Below are 16,703 nucleotides of genomic sequence, written 5' to 3'. Positions count from 1 at the left end.
CCTCAGCCCCCGTCCGGCCCCCAGCCGCAGCCGCAGCCGGGCCCTCAGCCGCCGTCCGGCCCTCAGTCCCCGCCGCAGCCGCCATCGGGGCCTCAGTCCCGGCCGCAGGCGCCGTCCGGGCCTCAGCCCCGGCCGCAGCCGCCGTCCGGGCCTCAGCCCCGGCCGCAGCCGCCGTCGGGTCCGCAGGCGCCGTCGGGTCCGCAGGCGCGCCCCCGGCCGCCGTACGGGCCGCAGCCGGCGTCCGGGGCGCAGAAGCGGGTCGCGCAGCCCACGACCCCGTCCGCCCTGCGGCAGCCGGGGGTGTCGCCGTTCCCGGGCGGCCGGCCCGAGGACCTGGCGCTGGGCGGCGGCGTGCCGTCGGCGCCGACGCTGCCGCCCGTGCCGCCGGTGCCGCCCCGGCGCGGCCTCGGCGACATCCCGATCAGGGTCGTCTACCTGATCGGCGCGATCGTCGCCACGATCGCCGCCGTCCTGCTGGTCTTCGTGGTCTTCTCGGGTGACGTCCCGGCCAACCAGCAGCCGTCAGGGGACGAGGACGTCGTCCGCGTCGCCCCGCTGCCGTCCGCCTCCGCCGCGCCCAGCGCACAGCCCTCCGCCTCGGCGACCCCGTCGGCAAGCCCGGTCGTGCTGCCCCCGGTCCCGGCGAGCAGGGCGTTGAAGGCGCTCCCCGGCACCCCGGCGGTGGTCGTCGGCACGATCTCCGACAAGACGACCGGCATCTCCTACCCGAGGCTCGCCGCGCCGTGGCAGGCCAGGTCCTACCCGCCGTACTCGATCGCGCAGCGCATCGGCAAGATGGAACTGCCGTACACGCTGATCGCCTCGGCGATGCACCCGGGCGAGTCCCCGGCGAAGAAGCCCAGCTCGGACGCCGACTACCGGGAGCTCGCCACCGACGCGGTCCGCTGGGCGATGCGCACCCAGTACCCGAAGGGCGCGACGGTCGAGTGGACCGCCTCGCAGAAGGTCCCGGTGGGCAAGGGCTGGACGCTCGGCTACAAGGTCACCTACACCGCCGGCGGCAAGAGCCAGGTCGCCCAGGCCCTGGTGACGGTGGTCGAGGTGGGCAAGACGAAGCCGGCCATGCTCCTGGCCTCGATCCCTGAGGCGAACAAGGCGCGCTGGCCGGACCTGAGCACGATCGCCCGCCAGGTTCGTCCGTTGTAAGGCGTTGGCCAGAAGCATCCTCTAGAATATGGTTCCGGTATTGCACCTGGACCTGCTGGAGGATGAGCGATGGCTATCGGATTGAGCGAGGAGCACGAGGCGCTCCACGAGTCGGTGAGCGGCTGGGCCAAGCGGAACATCACCAGCGACCTCCTGCGCGCCGGCGCCGAGGGACGCCCGCCGTTCTGGTCCGGCCTGGCCGAGCAGGGCCTGCTCGGCCTCCACCTGCCCGAGGAGAACGGCGGCTCCGGCTACGGCCTGCTGGAGGCCGCGGTGGCCGTCGAGGCGCTGGCCGAGCGGATGGCGCCGGGACCGTACGTGCCGACCGTGCTGGCGAGCGCGGTCATCCACGCGAGCAAGCGCCACGAGCTGCTGGAGCGGCTCGCCGACGGCACCCTGACCGCCGCCGTCGCCCTGACCGGCGCGCTCACCGGCAGCAGCGCCGAGGACGGCTCGCTGACCGTCTCCGGCGCCGTCGAGCCGGTGCTGGCCGGCGCGCTCGCCGACGTGCTCGTGCTGCCGGTGGGGACGCCCGACGGCGAGCGCTGGATCGCGCTGGACGCCGCCGCCGCGACCGTCACCGAGCAGAAGTCGCTCGACCTGACCCGCGCGGTGGCCAAGGTCGAGGTGGCCGAGACCGTCGTGCCCGCCGACCGGGTGCTGGAGGGGGTCGAGAGCGCCGACGTACGCCACCTCGCGGCGATCCTGCTCGGCGCGGAGGCCGCCGGCCTCGCCTCCTGGTGCGTCACCGCGGCCGCCGACTACGCGAAGGTCCGCGTGCAGTTCGGCCGCCCGATCGGCCAGTTCCAGGGCATCAAGCACAAGCTGTCGCGCATGCTGGTCGCGCTGGAGCAGGCCCGCGCCACCGTCTGGGACGCCACCCGCGCCGACGGCAAGGAGCTCGCCTACGCCGCCGCCGTGGCCGGCGTGATGGCCCCCGACGCCGCCGTGCAGTGCGCGAAGGACGCCATCCAGACCTTCGGCGGCATCGGCTACACCTTCGAGCACGACGTGCACCTCTACTACCGCCGCGCGCTCACCCTGCGCGCGCTGCTCGGCTCCTCCGCCGACTGGGCCGCCGAGGTCACCGCGCTGGCGCTCCAGGGCGTCACCCGCGAGATGGAGCTCGACCTGCCCGAGGACGCCGAGGCGCTGCGCGAGTCCATCCGCGCCGAGATCGCGGAGATCGCCCAGCTCGAAGGCAAGGAGCAGAAGCGGGCGCTCGCCGAGCGCGGCTTCGTCATGCCCCACCTGCCCCGCCCCTGGGGCCGCGACGCCAAGCCGCTGGAGCAGGTGCTCATCGCGCAGGAGCTCAAGGCCGCCAAGGTACGCCTGCCCGCCCTCATCATCGGCGCCTGGGTCGTGCCGTCCATCGCCGTGTACGGCACCCAGGAGCAGCAGGAGCGCTTCCTGCCGAAGACGCTCAGCGGCGAGATGATCTGGTGCCAGCTCTTCTCCGAGCCCGGCGCGGGCTCCGACCTCGCCTCGCTGCAGATGAAGGCCGAGAAGGTCGAGGGCGGCTGGAAGCTCAACGGCCAGAAGATCTGGACGTCGGTCGCCCACGTCGCCGAATGGGGCATCTGCATCGCCCGCAACTCCAGCGAGGGCTCCAAGCACGAGGGCATCACGTACTTCCTGGTCGACATGAAGGGCCCCGGCGTCACCGTGCGCCCGCTGACCGAGATGACCGGCGAGAACCTGTTCAACGAGGTCTTCCTCGACGACGTGTTCGTGCCGGACGACCTGGTCGTGGGCGAGGTCGGCGAGGGCTGGAAGGTGGCGCGCAACACGCTGTCCAACGAGCGCGTGTCGCTGTCGTCCGGCTCGGGCGGCACCGGCTCGTCGGTGCCCGACCTGCTCGGCCTGGTGGGCCGGCTCGGCCGCGAGCTGACGCCGGTCGAGGCGCAGCGGGTGGCCGAGGTCGTCTGCGAGGGCCACTCGATCAACGCGCTGTCGCTGCGGGTCACGCTCAAGCAGCTCGCCGGCACCGAGCCGGGCGCGGACGCCTCCGTGCGCAAGCTGCTGTCCACCTCGCACGCCCAGCACGTCTCGGAGACCGCCGTCGAGCTGCTCGGCGCCGCCGCGACCGCCGCGGCGGACATGAAGCTGGGCGACGCGGGCTACTGGAACCGGGCCGTCCTCGCCACCCGCGCCATGACGATCTACGGCGGTACGACCGAGGTGCAGCTCAACATCATCGGTGAGCGCATGCTCGGCCTGCCCAGGGACCCCGAGCCCGGCAAGTGACACGCGGCTAGCGCTCGACCGGCTGCGGCGGGACGGCGGCGGCCGTCTCGTCCGCGGCCGGCACGCCGACCCTGATCTCGCCCACGCACGTGGTGCCACCGCCCACCGTGCGGAGGGCGAGCTCGGGGCCGCCGCCGTCGAGCGTGGCGTACGTGATGCCCAGGTTCGGGCCGGCGGGCACCGAGGTCCTGGCGAGGCCCATGCGCACCTCCAGGGTGGTGGCCTCGCCGTTCAGGTAGGAGATCTGGACGACCTGCTCGCCGCCCTTCGGCGGGGCCGGGATCGGGAAGCGCACCTCCGTCCCGCCGACCGGGCGGCACGCGGCCCCCGCGGGGATCGTCGTGCCCGTGAGGCGCACCGGGCGCAGCCGTCCCTGGGCGTCGAACATCCGGGGGACGGAGATCGGCCCGGCGAGCCTGCGTGCCCAGGTGACGTGGTGCCGGGCGGCCGGGTCGACGACCTTCGAGTGGCGGGCGTAGTCGTAGAAGAACAGCGGGAACGCCACCTTCTCCGGCACGTACGCGTCCAGCACGACCGTGCCCGCGGGCACCCGCGCCAGCGCCGCCTCGGCGGTCTCCACGTAGCTCTTCACGTTGCGGCCGAGCGGCCGGTCGGCGTAGGCGGCGACCGACCAGACCGAGCTCACCGCCACCACGGCGGCGAGCGGCGCCCAAACCAGCCGGAAGGGGCCGACCGGCCGCAGCCACGGCTCCGGCTCGCCCGCCACGGGGATGAACGCCAGCCCGATGACGATCGCCACGACCATGGCGGTCGAGGAGAGGTAGCGCAGCTCGTACCCGCTCAGATCGGGACCGAGCAGCTCGATCCGGCCGAGCATGATCGGCGCGACGTCCGCCAGCAGGAAGTAGCCGAGCAGCGCCGCCCACGCCAGCCAGGCCCGCCGCCGCAGGCGCACCGACACCGCCACGGCCGCGACGGCCACGGCGAGGCTCGCCCACATCAGCGGGGTCGGGGTGGCGGCCAGCGCGTAGTCCTCGCCGATCGGCTGCCAGCGCCAGGGCCCGCCGAGCGAGGTGGGGATGAGCGAGCCGGTCAGCAGCGTCCAGACCGACTTCGCGGCGACCTCTGCGCTCGGCAGCGAGATGGGCGAGGTCTGCTTGGTGAGCTGCACGGTCGTGAGCAGCTGATGCAGGAAGAGCACCGCGTACGGCACCAGCACGGCCAGGTAGAGCGCCCACACCCGGAGCAGCCGCCGCGCCCCGCCCAGCCAGCCCACGGTCAGCACGAAGGCGAGCACCGGGATGAACGGCGCCTTGACGAAGAACACCATCCCGAACGCCGTCCAGGCCGCCGCCGCGACCGCGTGCCGTAAGCGCCCGGTGCGTACGCAGAGCACGTGCGAGGCGAGCGCCATCGGCAGCGCGATCTGGAACGGCAGCGTCTCGGCCACGACGGCCCACCAGGACAGCCCGGAGATCGTCATCGGGGTGACGAGGGCGAACCCGAACGGCACCAGGATCGCCGGTCGCGGCCCGAACAGCACCCAGAGCAGCCGCAGCAGCGCCAGCCCGGCCGCCGCCTGGAGGCCGAGCGTGAGCACGTGCGCGAGCACGTCGTTGTGGACGCCGAGCCGCCCGAGCGCCCAGTGGATCGCGAACGCGCCCGGCATCAGGTGGCCGTAGTCCACCCGCATGAGGTAGTCCCAGGTGAACCCGTTCTCCAGGCCCCTCGCGAGGAACATGAAGTCGTCCTGGCGGAAGTACGTCCTGTTGACCAGGCCGGCCTTCCACACCAGTTGCACGGCCACCATGACCAGCCCGGCGGCGAGCACGGCGTCGCCGCCGCGCAGCCACGGGCGCCCCCCGGCGCTCGCCACGCTCTCCATCACCCCGTCCTCCCGGCGCAACTCAACCATGTCGGGACATAGTGGTGGAAGTGCTGTGATGTCATAGCCGCATGTCGCAGACGACCCGAGCCGGGCTCGCCGCCGCCCTCCTCGGGCTGGCGCTCGGCTGCCTGGCCCTCGGCCCCGGGCTGGGACGGGGGTTCGTGCTGCTGCACGACATGGTGTTCGTGCCGGATCCGGCGTTCTCGGCCTGGACATTCGGGCTGGCGGGAGGCGCGGCGCGGGTGGTGCCCAGCGACGCCGTGGTGACCGCGCTGGCCCAGGTGCTGCCCGCCGAGCTGGTGCAGAAGCTGATCCTGCTCGGGATCTTCGTCCTGGGGTGCGCGGGGGCGGCGCTGCTGCCGCCGTCGGCCTCGCTCGGGCCGCGGCTGGTGACCGGCGCGTTCTACGTGTGGAACCCGTACGTGGCCGAGCGGCTGCTCATCGGGCAGTGGGCGCTGCTGCTCGGGTACGCGGGGCTGCCGTGGGTGGTCCGGGCCGTGTGGTCGGGGCGGCGGCGCGCGGTCGCGATCCTTCCGGCCGCCGTGGGCGGCTTCGCGGCGATGACGGTCACCGCGCTCACGGCCCTCCCTGTCGCCCTGGCCCGCCGTGGGTGGCGTGAGCTGATCGTCACCGCCGGGGTGCTGGTCGCGTTCAGCCTGCCGTGGCTGGCGGCGACCGCGCTGCGGCCCGTAGGGCTGGCGGGGGACCCGGTGGGGATCGAGGCGTTCGCGGCGCGGGCCGACACGCCGTTCGGGGCGGTGGGGAGCCTGCTGTCGCTCGGCGGGATCTGGAACGCCCGCGCCGTGCCGCCCGGCTACGAGACCTGGGCGGGCGCGGTGGCGCGGCTGCTGCTGGTGATCGCAGGGGTGGTGGCGTTCCTGCGCTCCGAGCTGCCGTTCCGTCGCGGGCTCGCCGGGGCGGCGCTCGTCGGGCTCGCCGTGGCGTGCGTCGGGGTGAGCGAGCCGGGGCGGACGGCGTACGAGCAGGTGGTGGGCTGGTGGGGCGGGTTCGCGGTGTTCAGGGACGCGCAGCAGTTCATCGCGCCTCTGGCGCTGGTGGCGGCCCTCGGCCTCGGGACGCTCACCGAACGGGTGACGGGGCGGGTGACGGGGCGCGTGGCGGGGCGCAGGGCGTGGGTGGGGGCGATGGCCCTGGTGCCGGTGGCCGTCCTGCCCACGCTGTCCTGGGGCGCGCTCGGGACGCTGGACGCGGTGGCGTACCCGTCGAGCTGGAGCGCCGCCCGCGCGGTCATCGCGCGTGACCCGGAGCCCGGCGACGTGCTGGTGCTGCCCTTCGAGTCCTACCGGCGCTTCCCTTGGAACGGCGGCCGCCCGGTGCTCGACCCGGCGCAGCGCTTCTTCGCCGTGCCGGGCCGGCGGGTGGTGACGAACGACGCCGTACGGGTCGGCGAGCTCGTCGTGAAGAGCGAGGACCCGCGCGCCGTTGAACTAGAACACGTACTAGGAGGGCCTTCGCCCGACCTGGCCGGAGCCGGAATCCGCTATGTGATAGTCAACGCGGGGACAGTTGAAGAGCGGGCACGGTTTGCCGTATGGCTACGCAGAGCACACGTTCTGGTCCAGGACCGTGACCTGCGGTTGTACCGGGTTGACGGGCCGGTAAGCCACTGAGCAGGCAGTTTGTTAAGATTTGGCCTAGCTACTTCCGAGTAGCAAGAATTGGTTCTAAGTTGGGTGCGGCCCCGCTCCTGTCTGCCCGCCGAGGAGGAAGTTCCGTGATCAAGGTCCTCTTAGCAGCGATCATCGGCGTCGCCGTAGCGGCCCTCGTGGCGACGGTCACCACGGTCTCCTTCACCGGCGCCACCGCGACGCCGGTCAACCAGCCGCTCTACAACTACGGCGACCGGTAAGGCCGGATCAGCATGCCGCCCTCTCCGCAAGGGGACGGCGGGACGAGCCGACCACCACTGCTTGAGATCGTCGTTCCGGCGCACAACGAGGAACGGCGACTTCCCGGGGGGCTCCTGCAGCTGTGCGCGAAGCTTGCCCGCATGCCGTTCCCGGCTGCCGTCATAGTCGTCGACAACAACAGCACGGATCGCACCGCGGAGATCGTCGAGAACTGGCCGGCCGGGCCCGTACCGGTCCGGCTCATCCCTTGCCCGATCCCGGGCAAGGGCGCCGCCGTGCGGGCCGGGCTGCTGGAGACCGGCGCCCCGTTCGTCGGCTTCTGCGACGCCGACATGGCGACCGACCTGGACGCCATCGACGCGGCGCTCGGCCTGCTGCTGTCCGGTGAGCGCGTCGTGATCGGCTCACGTGCCCACGAGGGCTCCGTCGTGGAGAACCGCCACAGCAGGGTCCGCGAGCTGGGCGCCGCCCTGTTCCGTGCGCTGGCCGGCGCGCTCGTGCCGGGGGTGAGCGACACCCAGTGCGGCTTCAAGTTCTTCGACGGCGTGCTCGCCCGCGAGGTCGCCGTGCTGCTCCGCACGCCCGGCTTCGCCTTCGACGTCGAGCTGCTCGCGCGCTGCGCGGCGGACGGCTCGGAGGTGCACGAGATCCCCGTGCGCTGGCTGGACGTGCCGGGGTCGTCGTTCTCGCCGGCCCGTCACAGCTTCGGCATCGTGCTGGAGATGGGACGCATCTGGCTGCGGCTGCGCCCGAGGCCGCGCCTCAGGCCGCGGCACGCCGTGCACCCGGCCTGGGAGCCGCCGGCCGCCCCTGACCCCGTCGGATATCCGTGAAGATCGCCTTCGTCAACTGGCGTGACCCCTGGCACCCCCAGGCGGGCGGCGCCGAGACGTTCGCCTGGGAGCTGGCCCGCCGCCTCGCGGACGCGGGCCACCAGGTGTGGTTCGTCACGGCGCGCGCGCCCCGCCAGCGCGGCAAGGAGGTCGTCGAGGGCGTGCGCTTCGCCCGCATGGGCGCGACGTACACCGTCTACCCGCTGGTGCTGACCTGGCTGCTGGTCCGGCGCGGGCGCTTCGACGCGGTGGTGGACTGCCAGAACGGCATCCCGTTCTTCACGCCGTGGGTGGTGCGGCGGCGGACGAAGGTGGTCTGCGTCGTCCACCACGTGCACGACCGGCAGTTCGGCGTGCACCTGCCGGGGTGGCTGGCCGCCTTCGGGCGGTTCCTGGAGGGGCCGGTGTCGCGGTGGAGCTACCGGCGGCACCCGAGCGTGGCCGTGTCGCCGTCCACCGAGCTCGCCATGCGCGAGCGGCTGGCCTGGAAGGGGCCCATCCACATCGTCCCGAACGGCGTCAGCGTCGCCGACCCCGGCGAGGTCGCCAGGAGCGCCGAGCCCCGGCTGGTCTGCCTGGGGCGGCTGGTCGCGCACAAGCGCGTGCACCTGCTCCTCGACGCCGTCGCCGAGCTGCGTCGGCACCGGCCGGACCTCCAGGTGGACGTCATCGGCCGGGGCCCCGAGGAGGAGCGGCTGCGGGCGCGGCTGCCCGAGGGCGTCACCCTGCACGGCTACCTGCCCGAGCGGGAGAAGAGCCGGCTGGTCGCGCGGGCCTGGCTGCACGTCAGCGCCTCGCAGGGCGAGGGGTGGGGGCTCAGCGTGCTGGAGGCGGCGGCGCTCGGGGTGCCGACCGTGGCCTTCGACGTGGACGGGCTGCGCGACGCGGTACGGCCCGGCGAGACCGGGTGGCTGCTGCCGGAGGGGGTCGAGGGCACCGGGCTGGCCAAAGGCATTGCCGGAGCACTCGACGAGGTGGACGACACTTATTCCGTGAAATGTCGGGAATGGGCTGACCGATTCTCCTGGGACCGCAGCGCCGAACGGCTCCTCGCCGTGCTGGAGGGCCGCGCCCCAGGCGAGGGCTCCTCCGACCTCGGCGAATGGGCCGGGGAGGAGCGATGAGCCGGCCGCCGGCCACCGACAAGCTGGTCTGGGGCCGCCCCGGCACCGGCCGCGTCACCGGCTCCGACAGCGCCGGCTCGAAGACAGCCGCCCCCAAGGCCGCCGGCCCCGCCCCCAAGGGCGGCGCGCGGGCGCTCGGTGAACGGGCCTGGCGGCGCTGGTGGCTGGTCATCTGCTGCCTCGGCTTCGGCCTGCTGGCGTTCACCACCAAGCCCGGCCACCTGATCTCCGACACCAAGATGGACCTCGCGCTCAACCCGGTCGGCTGGCTGGAGCGCGCCGCGCACCTGTGGGACCTGCAGCACTTCGGCCAGCTCCAGAACCAGGTGGCGGGCTACATCTTCCCCATGGGCCCGTTCTTCGCCCTCGGCGACCTCGCCGGGGCGGCCCCGTGGGTGACGCAGCGGCTCTGGCTCACGCTGCTCATGTGCGTGGCCTTCCTCGGCGTGGAGCGGCTGTCCGGGCAGCTCGGCCTCGGCACGCCGGGCACCAGGATCGCCGGGGCGCTGGCGTACGCGCTGGCCCCGCGCACCCTGTCCATCCTCGGCGAGATCTCCATCGAGTGGCTGCCCGCCGCGATGCTGCCGTGGATCCTCATCCCGCTGCTCACGGCCTCCGAGACGGGCCAGCGGGCGCGCGGGGCGATCAGGTCGGCGCTCGCGGTGGCGCTGTGCGGCGGCGTGAACGCGGTGGCGGTGCTGGCCGTGCTCGTGGCCCCGGTCCTCTACATCCTGACCAGGCCGCGCCCGGTGCCGCGCTGGCGGCTGCTCGGCTGGTGGAGCGCCGCCGTCGCGGTCGCCACCCTCTTCTGGTGGCTGCCGCTGCTGCTGGTCGGCAGGTACGCCTTCTCGTTCCTGCCGTACACCGAGACCGCCGGCACCACCACCCAGGTCACCTCGCTCACGAACGTCCTGCGCGGCGCCTCCGACTGGGTGCGCTACCTGCCCGTGAACGGCGTCTTCGAGCAGCCGCCCGGCTTCGCGATCGCCACCTCGGCCACGATGGTCGTGGTCACCGGCGTGCTGGCCGCGCTCGGCCTGGCCGGGCTGGCCCGCCGTGACCTGCCCGCGAAGGGGTTCGTGCTGGCGCTGTTCGTGGTGGGCGTGGCCGCGCTGGTGGCCGGGCACATCAGCGCGCTGGAGCCGATCACCGCAGAGCCGGTCCGCTGGCTGCTGGACGGGCCGCTCGCGCCGCTGCGCAACCTGCGCAAATTCGACCCGCTGGTCCGGCTGGCGCTCGCCTTCGGCCTGGCGCACCTGCTGGCGCGGGCCCGGCTGCCGCTCCGCACGCTGGCCGCCGTGGCCGCCGCCGCGCTCGTGCTGCCCGTCTTCAACCAGGGGCTCGCCGCGCCCGGCGACTTCGAGGACGTGCCGCCGTACTGGCGGCAGGCCGCGTCCTGGCTGGACGAGAACGCCGGCGACGACGGCGTGCTGCTCGTGCCGGGCGCCAAGTTCGCCGAGTACGTCTGGGGCCGCCCCATGGACGAGCCCCTCCAGGCGCTGACCACGGCCCGCTGGACCACCCGGCGGATCGAGCCGCCGGGCTCGGTCGGCCTGACCCGGCTGCTCGACGTCGTGGACCAGCGCCTGGCCGCCGGCCACGGCTCGGCCGGCGTGACGGCGGTGCTGCGCCGCCTCGGCGTGCGCTACCTGCTGGTACGCAACGACCTCATGCGGCAGAACCTCCAGGGCGCCTGGCCGTCGCGCATCTACGAGGCGCTGCGCGAGACGCCCGGCGTCAAGCTCGTCCGCTCCTTCGGCGACCCCGTCGGCGACCGGCAGAGCGACGACGCCCAGCACTCGCTCGACCCGGCCTTCCCTGCGCTCGACCTGTACGAGGTGTCCGACGCGGCCGACCTGGTCTCCGTGCAGTCGGCCGCCGACGCGGTGGCCGTGCGCGGCGGGCCGGACTCGCTGCTCGCGATGGGCGACCTCGGGCTGCTCGGCGACGCCCCGGTGCTGGTCGGCGGCGACGCGGGCAAGCGCGAGCTGCCCACCGTCGTCAGCGACGCGCTGCGGCTGCGCGAGCGCTCGTTCGGCGAGCTGCGCTCCAACCAGTCGCCCACGCTCACCGCCGACCACAAGGCCGACTTCGCCGGCGTACGCGCGCTGGACCTGCTGGAGGACGGCTGGCTGGACGACACCGCGACCGCCGAGTACCACGGCGTCTCCGGCGTCACGGCCTCCTCCTCGATCGCCGATCCCGACGCCGTCGCGGGCAGCGGCGACCCGAGCAGGGGCCCGTGGGCGGCCTTGGACGGCAACGTCGCCACCGGCTGGGAGACCAGCGGCACCAGCCGCCCCGAGGGGCAGTGGCTGCGCGTGGACCTGCCGGCGCAGCGGCGGATCGAGCAGGTCCAGGTCATGTTCGGCTCCGGTTTCCTGCTCGGCCGGTCCGTCACGCGGGTGGCCGTCGAGACCGACTCGGGCAGCCTGACGCAGGACGTCCGCGACACCACCGACCCGCAGTGGCTGCGGGTGCCGGAGGGCCCGGCGACCTGGCTGCGGATCAGGATCGTCGCGACCGGCTCGGAGCGGTGGAGTTACGGCCAGCGGGCCGGCGTCATCGAGCTGTCCATCCCCGGCGTCGTGGCCGAGCGCACGATCAGGCTGCCCGGCACGGGCGGCGACGCGTACGTCATGGACCAGGGTCTCGACGCCCGGTCCGCCTGCATGCGCAACCAGGTGCGGTGGGTGTGCAACGACGCGGTGCTGACCAAGCACAGTGAGGAGACCGGCTTCGACCGCACGTTCACGGCCCCGGCCGCCGAGACCGTGAACGTACGCGGCACGGCCGTGCTCAAGGACTCCGCGCTGGCCGACCGCTTCACCCGCGTCACCACCGGGCTCACGCAGGTGACCGGCTCGTCCCAGCTCACCGACGATCCGGTGGTCTCGCCGCGCTCGGCGTTCGACGGCGACGCGAGCACCACCTGGATGCCGGCCGCCGAGGACACCCAGCCGACGCTCACGCTCACCTGGAAGGGTGAGAAGACGATCTCGCGGATCAAGCTGGGCCGCCCGGCCGGCGACCGCATGCAGCCGCTCGACGTGGTCGTCACCGGCGACAACGGCATCGCCCGCGCCGGCCGGGTGGACCAGGAAGGGAACCTGACCTTCCGGCCGCTGCGCACGACCGAGCTCAAGCTGCGCTTCACGCCCTACTCCAAGCGGCTGCAGCTCACCGAGCTGGTCGTGCCGGGCCTCGACCCGGTGACCAGGCCCGCCGACATCCCGCTGCGGCTGCCCTGCGGCTTCGGCCCCACGATCGAGGTGAACGGCACGCCCATCGCGACCAAGGTCGCGGGCACCCACGCCGACCTGCTGGAGAAGCGGCCCGTACGCATCCAGGGCTGCGCGCGGGCCGAGCTGAAGGCCGGGGACAACCGGGTGCGGGTGGCCGGATGGGACTCGTTCACGATCGACGACCTCGTGGTCGGCCGGCTGCCGGACGAGCCGCGCGGCGTCGAGGGCGCCGCGGTGCGCGGCATCTGGACGGCCTCCGAGCGCGAGGTCAAGGTGAGCGCCCCGAAGGACGCCTTCCTCGTCGTCAACGAGAACTTCAACGCCGGCTGGCGGGCCCGCGTGGACGGGCGGACGCTGCGGCCGGTGCGCGTCGACGGCTGGAAGCAGGCGTGGGAGCTGCCCGCGGGCACGTCGGGGACCGTGCGGCTGGAGTACGTGCCGGACCGCGCCTACGGGCTCGCGCTGGCGTACGGGATGGCGGGGATCGCGCTGCTCGCGCTGGGCGCGCTGGTGCTGCGCGGGCCTCGTCCCGAGCACGTACGCGAGACCGCCCCGGCAGGGAGGGCGCGCATGTCGCGGCTGCGGGCGCCGTACGCGGTCGTGCTCGGCCTGGCGTTCGGCGGCTGGGTGGCGAGCTGGCAGGGCGCGCTGGCGGTGCTGGCGGCGATGCTGGTGACGTTCGCGCTGCGGGCCAGGCGGCTGCCGGCGCACTGGCTGTCAGCCGGGCTGTTCGGCGTGGCGACGGCGTCGCTGGCGGTCCACCTGGTGCTGCGCGAGCACGGGATCGACCTCGCGGTGCTGATGGACCACGTGCCGCAACTGCTGTCGTCGGCGGCCGTCGGAGCGCTGTTCGGTCAGCACGTCACCCGGCCGGCGCGGCCGGCGCCGCCTCCCGGGCTGCCGGCCGAGGAGCAGGTGCTGGCCGGCGCCGGCTCAGCCTGAGGGCGGTGGCCTCGACGAGATGGTAGCTCCCCACGCTGAGCAGCAGCGTCACGATGAACGACAGCACGGCCACGCTCGGGAAGTCGCCCTGGAACGGCTGCGCCCCGGTGAGCTTGAGCTGCAACGTGATCACCGGCGCGTGCCACAGGAAGAAGCTGTAGGAGATGCGGCCGAAGTAGGCGACGACCGGGTTGCCGAGCACCCGGTGGCGCAGCGAGTCCGCGCGCGGCGCCAGCGCGAACGGCGCGACGAGCAGCACCGCGACCGCCGCCTCCAGGCTCGTCCTGAGCAGCGACTCGCCCAGGGTGGGCAGCGTGAGCGTGCGCGGGCCGGCGAGGCCGGTGCTCAGCACCCCGTACAGCAGGAAGGCCAGCACGAGGAGCTGCGGCGCGAGCGCGTCGATCGCCCGGCTCTCCTTGAGCCACACCGACAGCACCGCCATCGCCATGCCGCAGGCGAAGAAGACCAGATGGTACGGAAGCCAGAGCCCGAACTCGGGCCGGTCGGTCAGCCGGGCCACGACGATGGTGGCCACCGAGACCAGCGGCAGCAGGCCGATGCCGGTCAGCAGCCGCACCGGCCGGTTCCCGCCCCGCGCCCACCGGTCGAGCGCCCAGGCGAGCAGCGGCAGCGCGACGTAGAAGGCCATCTCGATGGGCAGCGTCCACATCTGGTAGAGGCCGTCGGGCGTGGGGTCGCCGGGGAAGTAGTTCTGCAGCAGGAGCAGCCACTTGACCCAGCCGGTCCAGTCGAGGCCGCCCCACGCCCAGAGCGTCAGCGCGGTCACCAGCCAGTAGACCGGCATGACGCGCAGCACCCGCCGCCACAGGTACGTGACGGGCCGGGGGCGCTCGGCGCCCTCGATGGCCGCGCGCGCCCACGGGCGGTAGAGGAGCAGGCCGGACAGCAGGAAGAAGATGGGGACGGCGATGCCGAGGCGCGCCATCAGCCAGGCGTACATGCCCTCGCGGTACATCACGCCGGTGTTGCTGCCGACGTGCAGCAGCCAGACGCCGAGCGCGGCGCAGGCGCGGACGCCGTCGAGGGCCGCGTCCCTGTTCTTCATCCCTGTCCCCACCTCCGCGGATCCGTGCCGGGAAACCACGATAGAACTTGTTTCTATCGATTTGGTGACGGAGGGAGGCGCGGCGGTGACGCGCACCACCCCCTGTCATACTTTGTTGCTCGACGATCAGACCTGATGACAACACGTTCTACAAATGCGGAGGCCTCGATGGGTCGTATCTCCACGCTCGTCCTCATCGGGTTCGGAGCTTTCTTCATCGCACTGGCCCCGTTGGTGAAATTCTGGGCGGCCGAGAAGATCATCTCCGCGCCGGCGAACCAGTTCGGGATCTCCCGGCTGGAGGCCAAGCAGGCGCAGTACTTCTCCCTCCAGGACCTGAAGGTCCTCACCGGCGACCTCGACATCATCGTCACCACGCGCGGCGACGTGAAGGAGGCCAACTCCGACCGGGTCGTCTGGGACGAGGCCACGGTCGTCAACGACGTCACCAACAGCCGCCCGCAGATCGACCTGTCCGAGCGGCGCAGCGCCTTCAACCGCTACACCGGCGTCGCCGTCAACTGCTGCGGCTCCAGCGTCGACAAGGCTCCGGTGCAGCTCGAGGGCCAGATCTACAAGTGGCCGTTCGACGTGGAGAAGAAGACGTACAAGGTGTTCAACGCGCAGGCGCAGAAGGCCTTCGACGCCACCTTCGTCCGTGAGGACAAGGTCGACGGCCTGCCGGTGTACGTCTTCGAGCAGGCAGTCCCGCCGACCAAGACCGAGACCCGCACCGCACCCGCGAACGTGCTCGGCATGACCGGCACCACCGGTGACGTGCAGGTCGACCGCTGGTACGACGGCAAGACCACCTTCTGGATCGAGCCCGTCACCGGCTCGCCGGTCAAGCAGGAGGTGCAGCGCCACGAGGTGCTGAAGACGCAGGACGGCGTGGAGCGCTCGGCGGCCTTCATCGGCACCGCCGTGATGACCGACGAGACCGTCGACGGCCTGGTCAAGAACGCCCAGGAGGGCAAGAGCCAGATCAACCTGCTGCGGAACATCATCCCGCTGGTGGTGCTCATCGTGGGCGTGGCGCTGGTGCTGGCGGGCGTGGTGCTGGGCCGCCGCCCGGCCGCCGCGTGAAACAACGCGCCATTTTAAGGCCCGCCGAAAGGCGGGCCTTTTTCTTTTTTCGACCTCGATATAGAACGTGTTATAGACGAAGGTTACTCACCGGTACCGACGAAAGGTTCTAGTGTAGAACACGTTGCAGTTCGCGTTGTGCCGGACGTATTGTCGGGCCATGCGGACACGTGTCACGGACATGTTCGGTATCGAGCTCCCGATCTTCGCGTTCAGCCACTGCAGGGACGTGGTCGCCGCCGTCAGCCGCGCGGGCGGCATGGGCGTGCTCGGAGCCCTCTACTTCACCCCGGAAGAGCTCGAGATGGAGCTCAAGTGGATCGACGACCACGTGGACGGCCGGCCGTACGGAGTGGACGTCGTCATGCCGGCCTCGTACGAGGGGGCCGACTTCGCCGCCGACGAGTTGGTCGGCCGCCTCCAGGCGATGATCCCCGAAGGGCATCGCTCGTTCGTGGAGAACCTGCTGGCCGAGCACGGGGTGCCCCCGCTCTCGGCGGACGCCGACGCGGGACGGGTGCTGCTCGGCTGGACGGACGCCACGGCCCGCCCGCAGGTCGAGGTCGCCCTCCGCCACCCCATCGCGCTGCTCGCCAACGCCCTCGGCCCGCCCCCGGCCGACGTCGTCGAGCTGGCCCACTCCCATGGCGTCAAGGTGGCGGCCCTCGCCTCCACCCCCCGGCACGCGCTCAAGCAGGTCGAGGTCGGCGTGGACGTCGTCGTCGCCCAGGGCACCGAGGCGGGCGGGCACACCGGCGAGATCTCCACCATGGTCCTCATCCCGCAGGTGGTGGACGCCGTGGACGTGCCGGTGCTGGCCGCGGGCGGCATCGGCAACGGCCGCCAGATGGCCGCCGGCATGGCGCTCGGCGCGGAGGGCGTGTGGACCGGCTCCCTGTGGCTCACCGTCGAGGAGGCCGACACGCCGGAGATGGCCAAGCGCCGCATCCTGGAGGCCACCTCCCGCGACACCGTCCGCTCCCGCAGCTGGACCGGCAAGCCGGCCCGCCTGCTCAGGAACGAGTGGACCGAGGCGTGGGAGTCCGCCGAGTCGCCGGGCACGCTGCCGATGCCCCTGCAGTTCATGCTGGTCTCGGACGCCCTGCGCCGCATCGGCCGCTCCGACGCCGCGGAACTGGCCACCTTCCCGGCCGGCCAGATCATCGGCCTCATGAACCAGGTCCGCTCCACCAAGGACGTCATCTTCAACCTGATGGAGGAGTACGGCGAGGCCCTGGAACGCCTGGAACGCATCACGGAGGACTGACCGCCG

10 protein-coding genes and 1 pseudogene are annotated in these 16,703 nt (G+C 72.9%); 9 read left to right on the top strand and 2 right to left on the bottom strand.

Features of this window, described 5'->3' with window-relative positions:
• Together ACBR40_RS45190 and ACBR40_RS45185 are read left to right on the top strand one after the other, a co-directional pair.
• Window positions 1–1,167 (top strand): annotated as a pseudogene (locus ACBR40_RS45190) (hypothetical protein); the annotation flags it as partial.
• A gap of 69 nt (window positions 1,168–1,236) precedes the next feature.
• Window positions 1,237–3,414, top strand: a complete 2,178-nt coding sequence (locus tag ACBR40_RS45185) for an acyl-CoA dehydrogenase (RefSeq protein ID WP_371252708.1) — start codon at window positions 1,237–1,239, stop codon at window positions 3,412–3,414.
• A 7-nt stretch (window positions 3,415–3,421) separates the two neighbouring features.
• Here the strand turns inward: ACBR40_RS45185 and ACBR40_RS45180 are convergent, their stop codons facing one another.
• On the bottom strand, window positions 3,422–5,290 hold the full coding sequence (locus ACBR40_RS45180) for a hypothetical protein (RefSeq protein WP_371252707.1): 1,869 nt from the start codon (window positions 5,288–5,290) through the stop codon (window positions 3,422–3,424).
• Between the two features lie 41 nt (window positions 5,291–5,331).
• Between ACBR40_RS45180 and ACBR40_RS45175 the strand changes: the two genes are divergently transcribed.
• From ACBR40_RS45175 to ACBR40_RS45155, 5 genes are all read left to right on the top strand, one after another.
• Window positions 5,332–6,894 (top strand): hypothetical protein, encoded by a 1,563-nt coding sequence (locus ACBR40_RS45175; protein ID WP_371252706.1) that lies wholly within the window; start codon window positions 5,332–5,334, stop codon window positions 6,892–6,894.
• Window positions 6,895–6,998: 104 nt separating this feature from the next.
• The gene (locus ACBR40_RS45170; RefSeq protein ID WP_329584535.1) at window positions 6,999–7,133 is read left to right on the top strand and encodes a hypothetical protein; all 135 of its coding nucleotides are present in this window, start codon (window positions 6,999–7,001) and stop codon (window positions 7,131–7,133) included.
• A 12-nt stretch (window positions 7,134–7,145) separates the two neighbouring features.
• A complete protein-coding gene (locus ACBR40_RS45165) occupies window positions 7,146–7,967 on the top strand; it encodes a glycosyltransferase (protein WP_344210053.1) in 822 nt (273 codons plus the stop codon).
• Window positions 7,964–9,091 carry a glycosyltransferase family 4 protein gene (locus ACBR40_RS45160; protein WP_371252705.1) on the top strand — a complete coding sequence of 376 codons (1,128 nt, stop codon included), beginning with the start codon at window positions 7,964–7,966 and terminating at the stop codon, window positions 9,089–9,091. The genes ACBR40_RS45165 and ACBR40_RS45160 overlap by 4 nt, the downstream gene beginning before the upstream one ends.
• Complete coding sequence (locus ACBR40_RS45155) at window positions 9,088–13,278, top strand: alpha-(1->3)-arabinofuranosyltransferase family protein (protein ID WP_371252704.1); 4,191 nt, start codon at window positions 9,088–9,090, stop codon at window positions 13,276–13,278. The genes ACBR40_RS45160 and ACBR40_RS45155 overlap by 4 nt, the downstream gene beginning before the upstream one ends.
• Here the strand turns inward: ACBR40_RS45155 and ACBR40_RS45150 are convergent.
• Window positions 13,199–14,344, bottom strand: coding sequence for an acyltransferase family protein (locus ACBR40_RS45150; RefSeq protein ID WP_371252703.1), 1,146 nt, complete (start codon window positions 14,342–14,344; stop codon window positions 13,199–13,201). The two genes, ACBR40_RS45155 and ACBR40_RS45150, sit on opposite strands and share 80 nt — an antisense overlap.
• A gap of 168 nt (window positions 14,345–14,512) precedes the next feature.
• Between ACBR40_RS45150 and ACBR40_RS45145 the strand changes: the two genes are divergently transcribed.
• Both ACBR40_RS45145 and ACBR40_RS45140 read left to right on the top strand, forming a co-directional pair.
• The gene (locus tag ACBR40_RS45145) at window positions 14,513–15,430 is read left to right on the top strand and encodes a DUF3068 domain-containing protein (RefSeq protein WP_371252702.1); all 918 of its coding nucleotides are present in this window, start codon (window positions 14,513–14,515) and stop codon (window positions 15,428–15,430) included.
• A gap of 160 nt (window positions 15,431–15,590) precedes the next feature.
• Window positions 15,591–16,697 carry a nitronate monooxygenase family protein gene (locus ACBR40_RS45140; protein ID WP_344210043.1) on the top strand — a complete coding sequence of 369 codons (1,107 nt, stop codon included), beginning with the start codon at window positions 15,591–15,593 and terminating at the stop codon, window positions 16,695–16,697.
• Window positions 16,698–16,703 lie beyond the last annotated feature (6 nt).

This window comes from Nonomuraea sp. AD125B (genome assembly GCF_041402765.1).
GTDB classification, from domain to species: domain Bacteria; phylum Actinomycetota; class Actinomycetes; order Streptosporangiales; family Streptosporangiaceae; genus Nonomuraea; species Nonomuraea bangladeshensis.
This window is presented reverse-complemented; position numbering and strand designations above follow the sequence as displayed.

Excerpts from the sequence above, each read along its gene's own strand:
- ACBR40_RS45185 (WP_371252708.1), top strand. The coding sequence starts at position 1,237 with ATGGCTATCGGATTGAGCGAGGAGCACGAGGCGCTCCACGAGTCGGTG.
- ACBR40_RS45180 (WP_371252707.1), bottom strand. The coding sequence starts at position 5,290 with ATGGTTGAGTTGCGCCGGGAGGACGGGGTGATGGAGAGCGTGGCGAGC.
- ACBR40_RS45175 (WP_371252706.1), top strand. The coding sequence starts at position 5,332 with ATGTCGCAGACGACCCGAGCCGGGCTCGCCGCCGCCCTCCTCGGGCTG.
- ACBR40_RS45165 (WP_344210053.1), top strand. The coding sequence starts at position 7,146 with ATGCCGCCCTCTCCGCAAGGGGACGGCGGGACGAGCCGACCACCACTG.
- ACBR40_RS45155 (WP_371252704.1), top strand. The coding sequence starts at position 9,088 with ATGAGCCGGCCGCCGGCCACCGACAAGCTGGTCTGGGGCCGCCCCGGC.
- ACBR40_RS45150 (WP_371252703.1), bottom strand. The coding sequence starts at position 14,344 with ATGAAGAACAGGGACGCGGCCCTCGACGGCGTCCGCGCCTGCGCCGCG.
- ACBR40_RS45145 (WP_371252702.1), top strand. The coding sequence starts at position 14,513 with ATGGGTCGTATCTCCACGCTCGTCCTCATCGGGTTCGGAGCTTTCTTC.
- ACBR40_RS45140 (WP_344210043.1), top strand. The coding sequence starts at position 15,591 with ATGCGGACACGTGTCACGGACATGTTCGGTATCGAGCTCCCGATCTTC.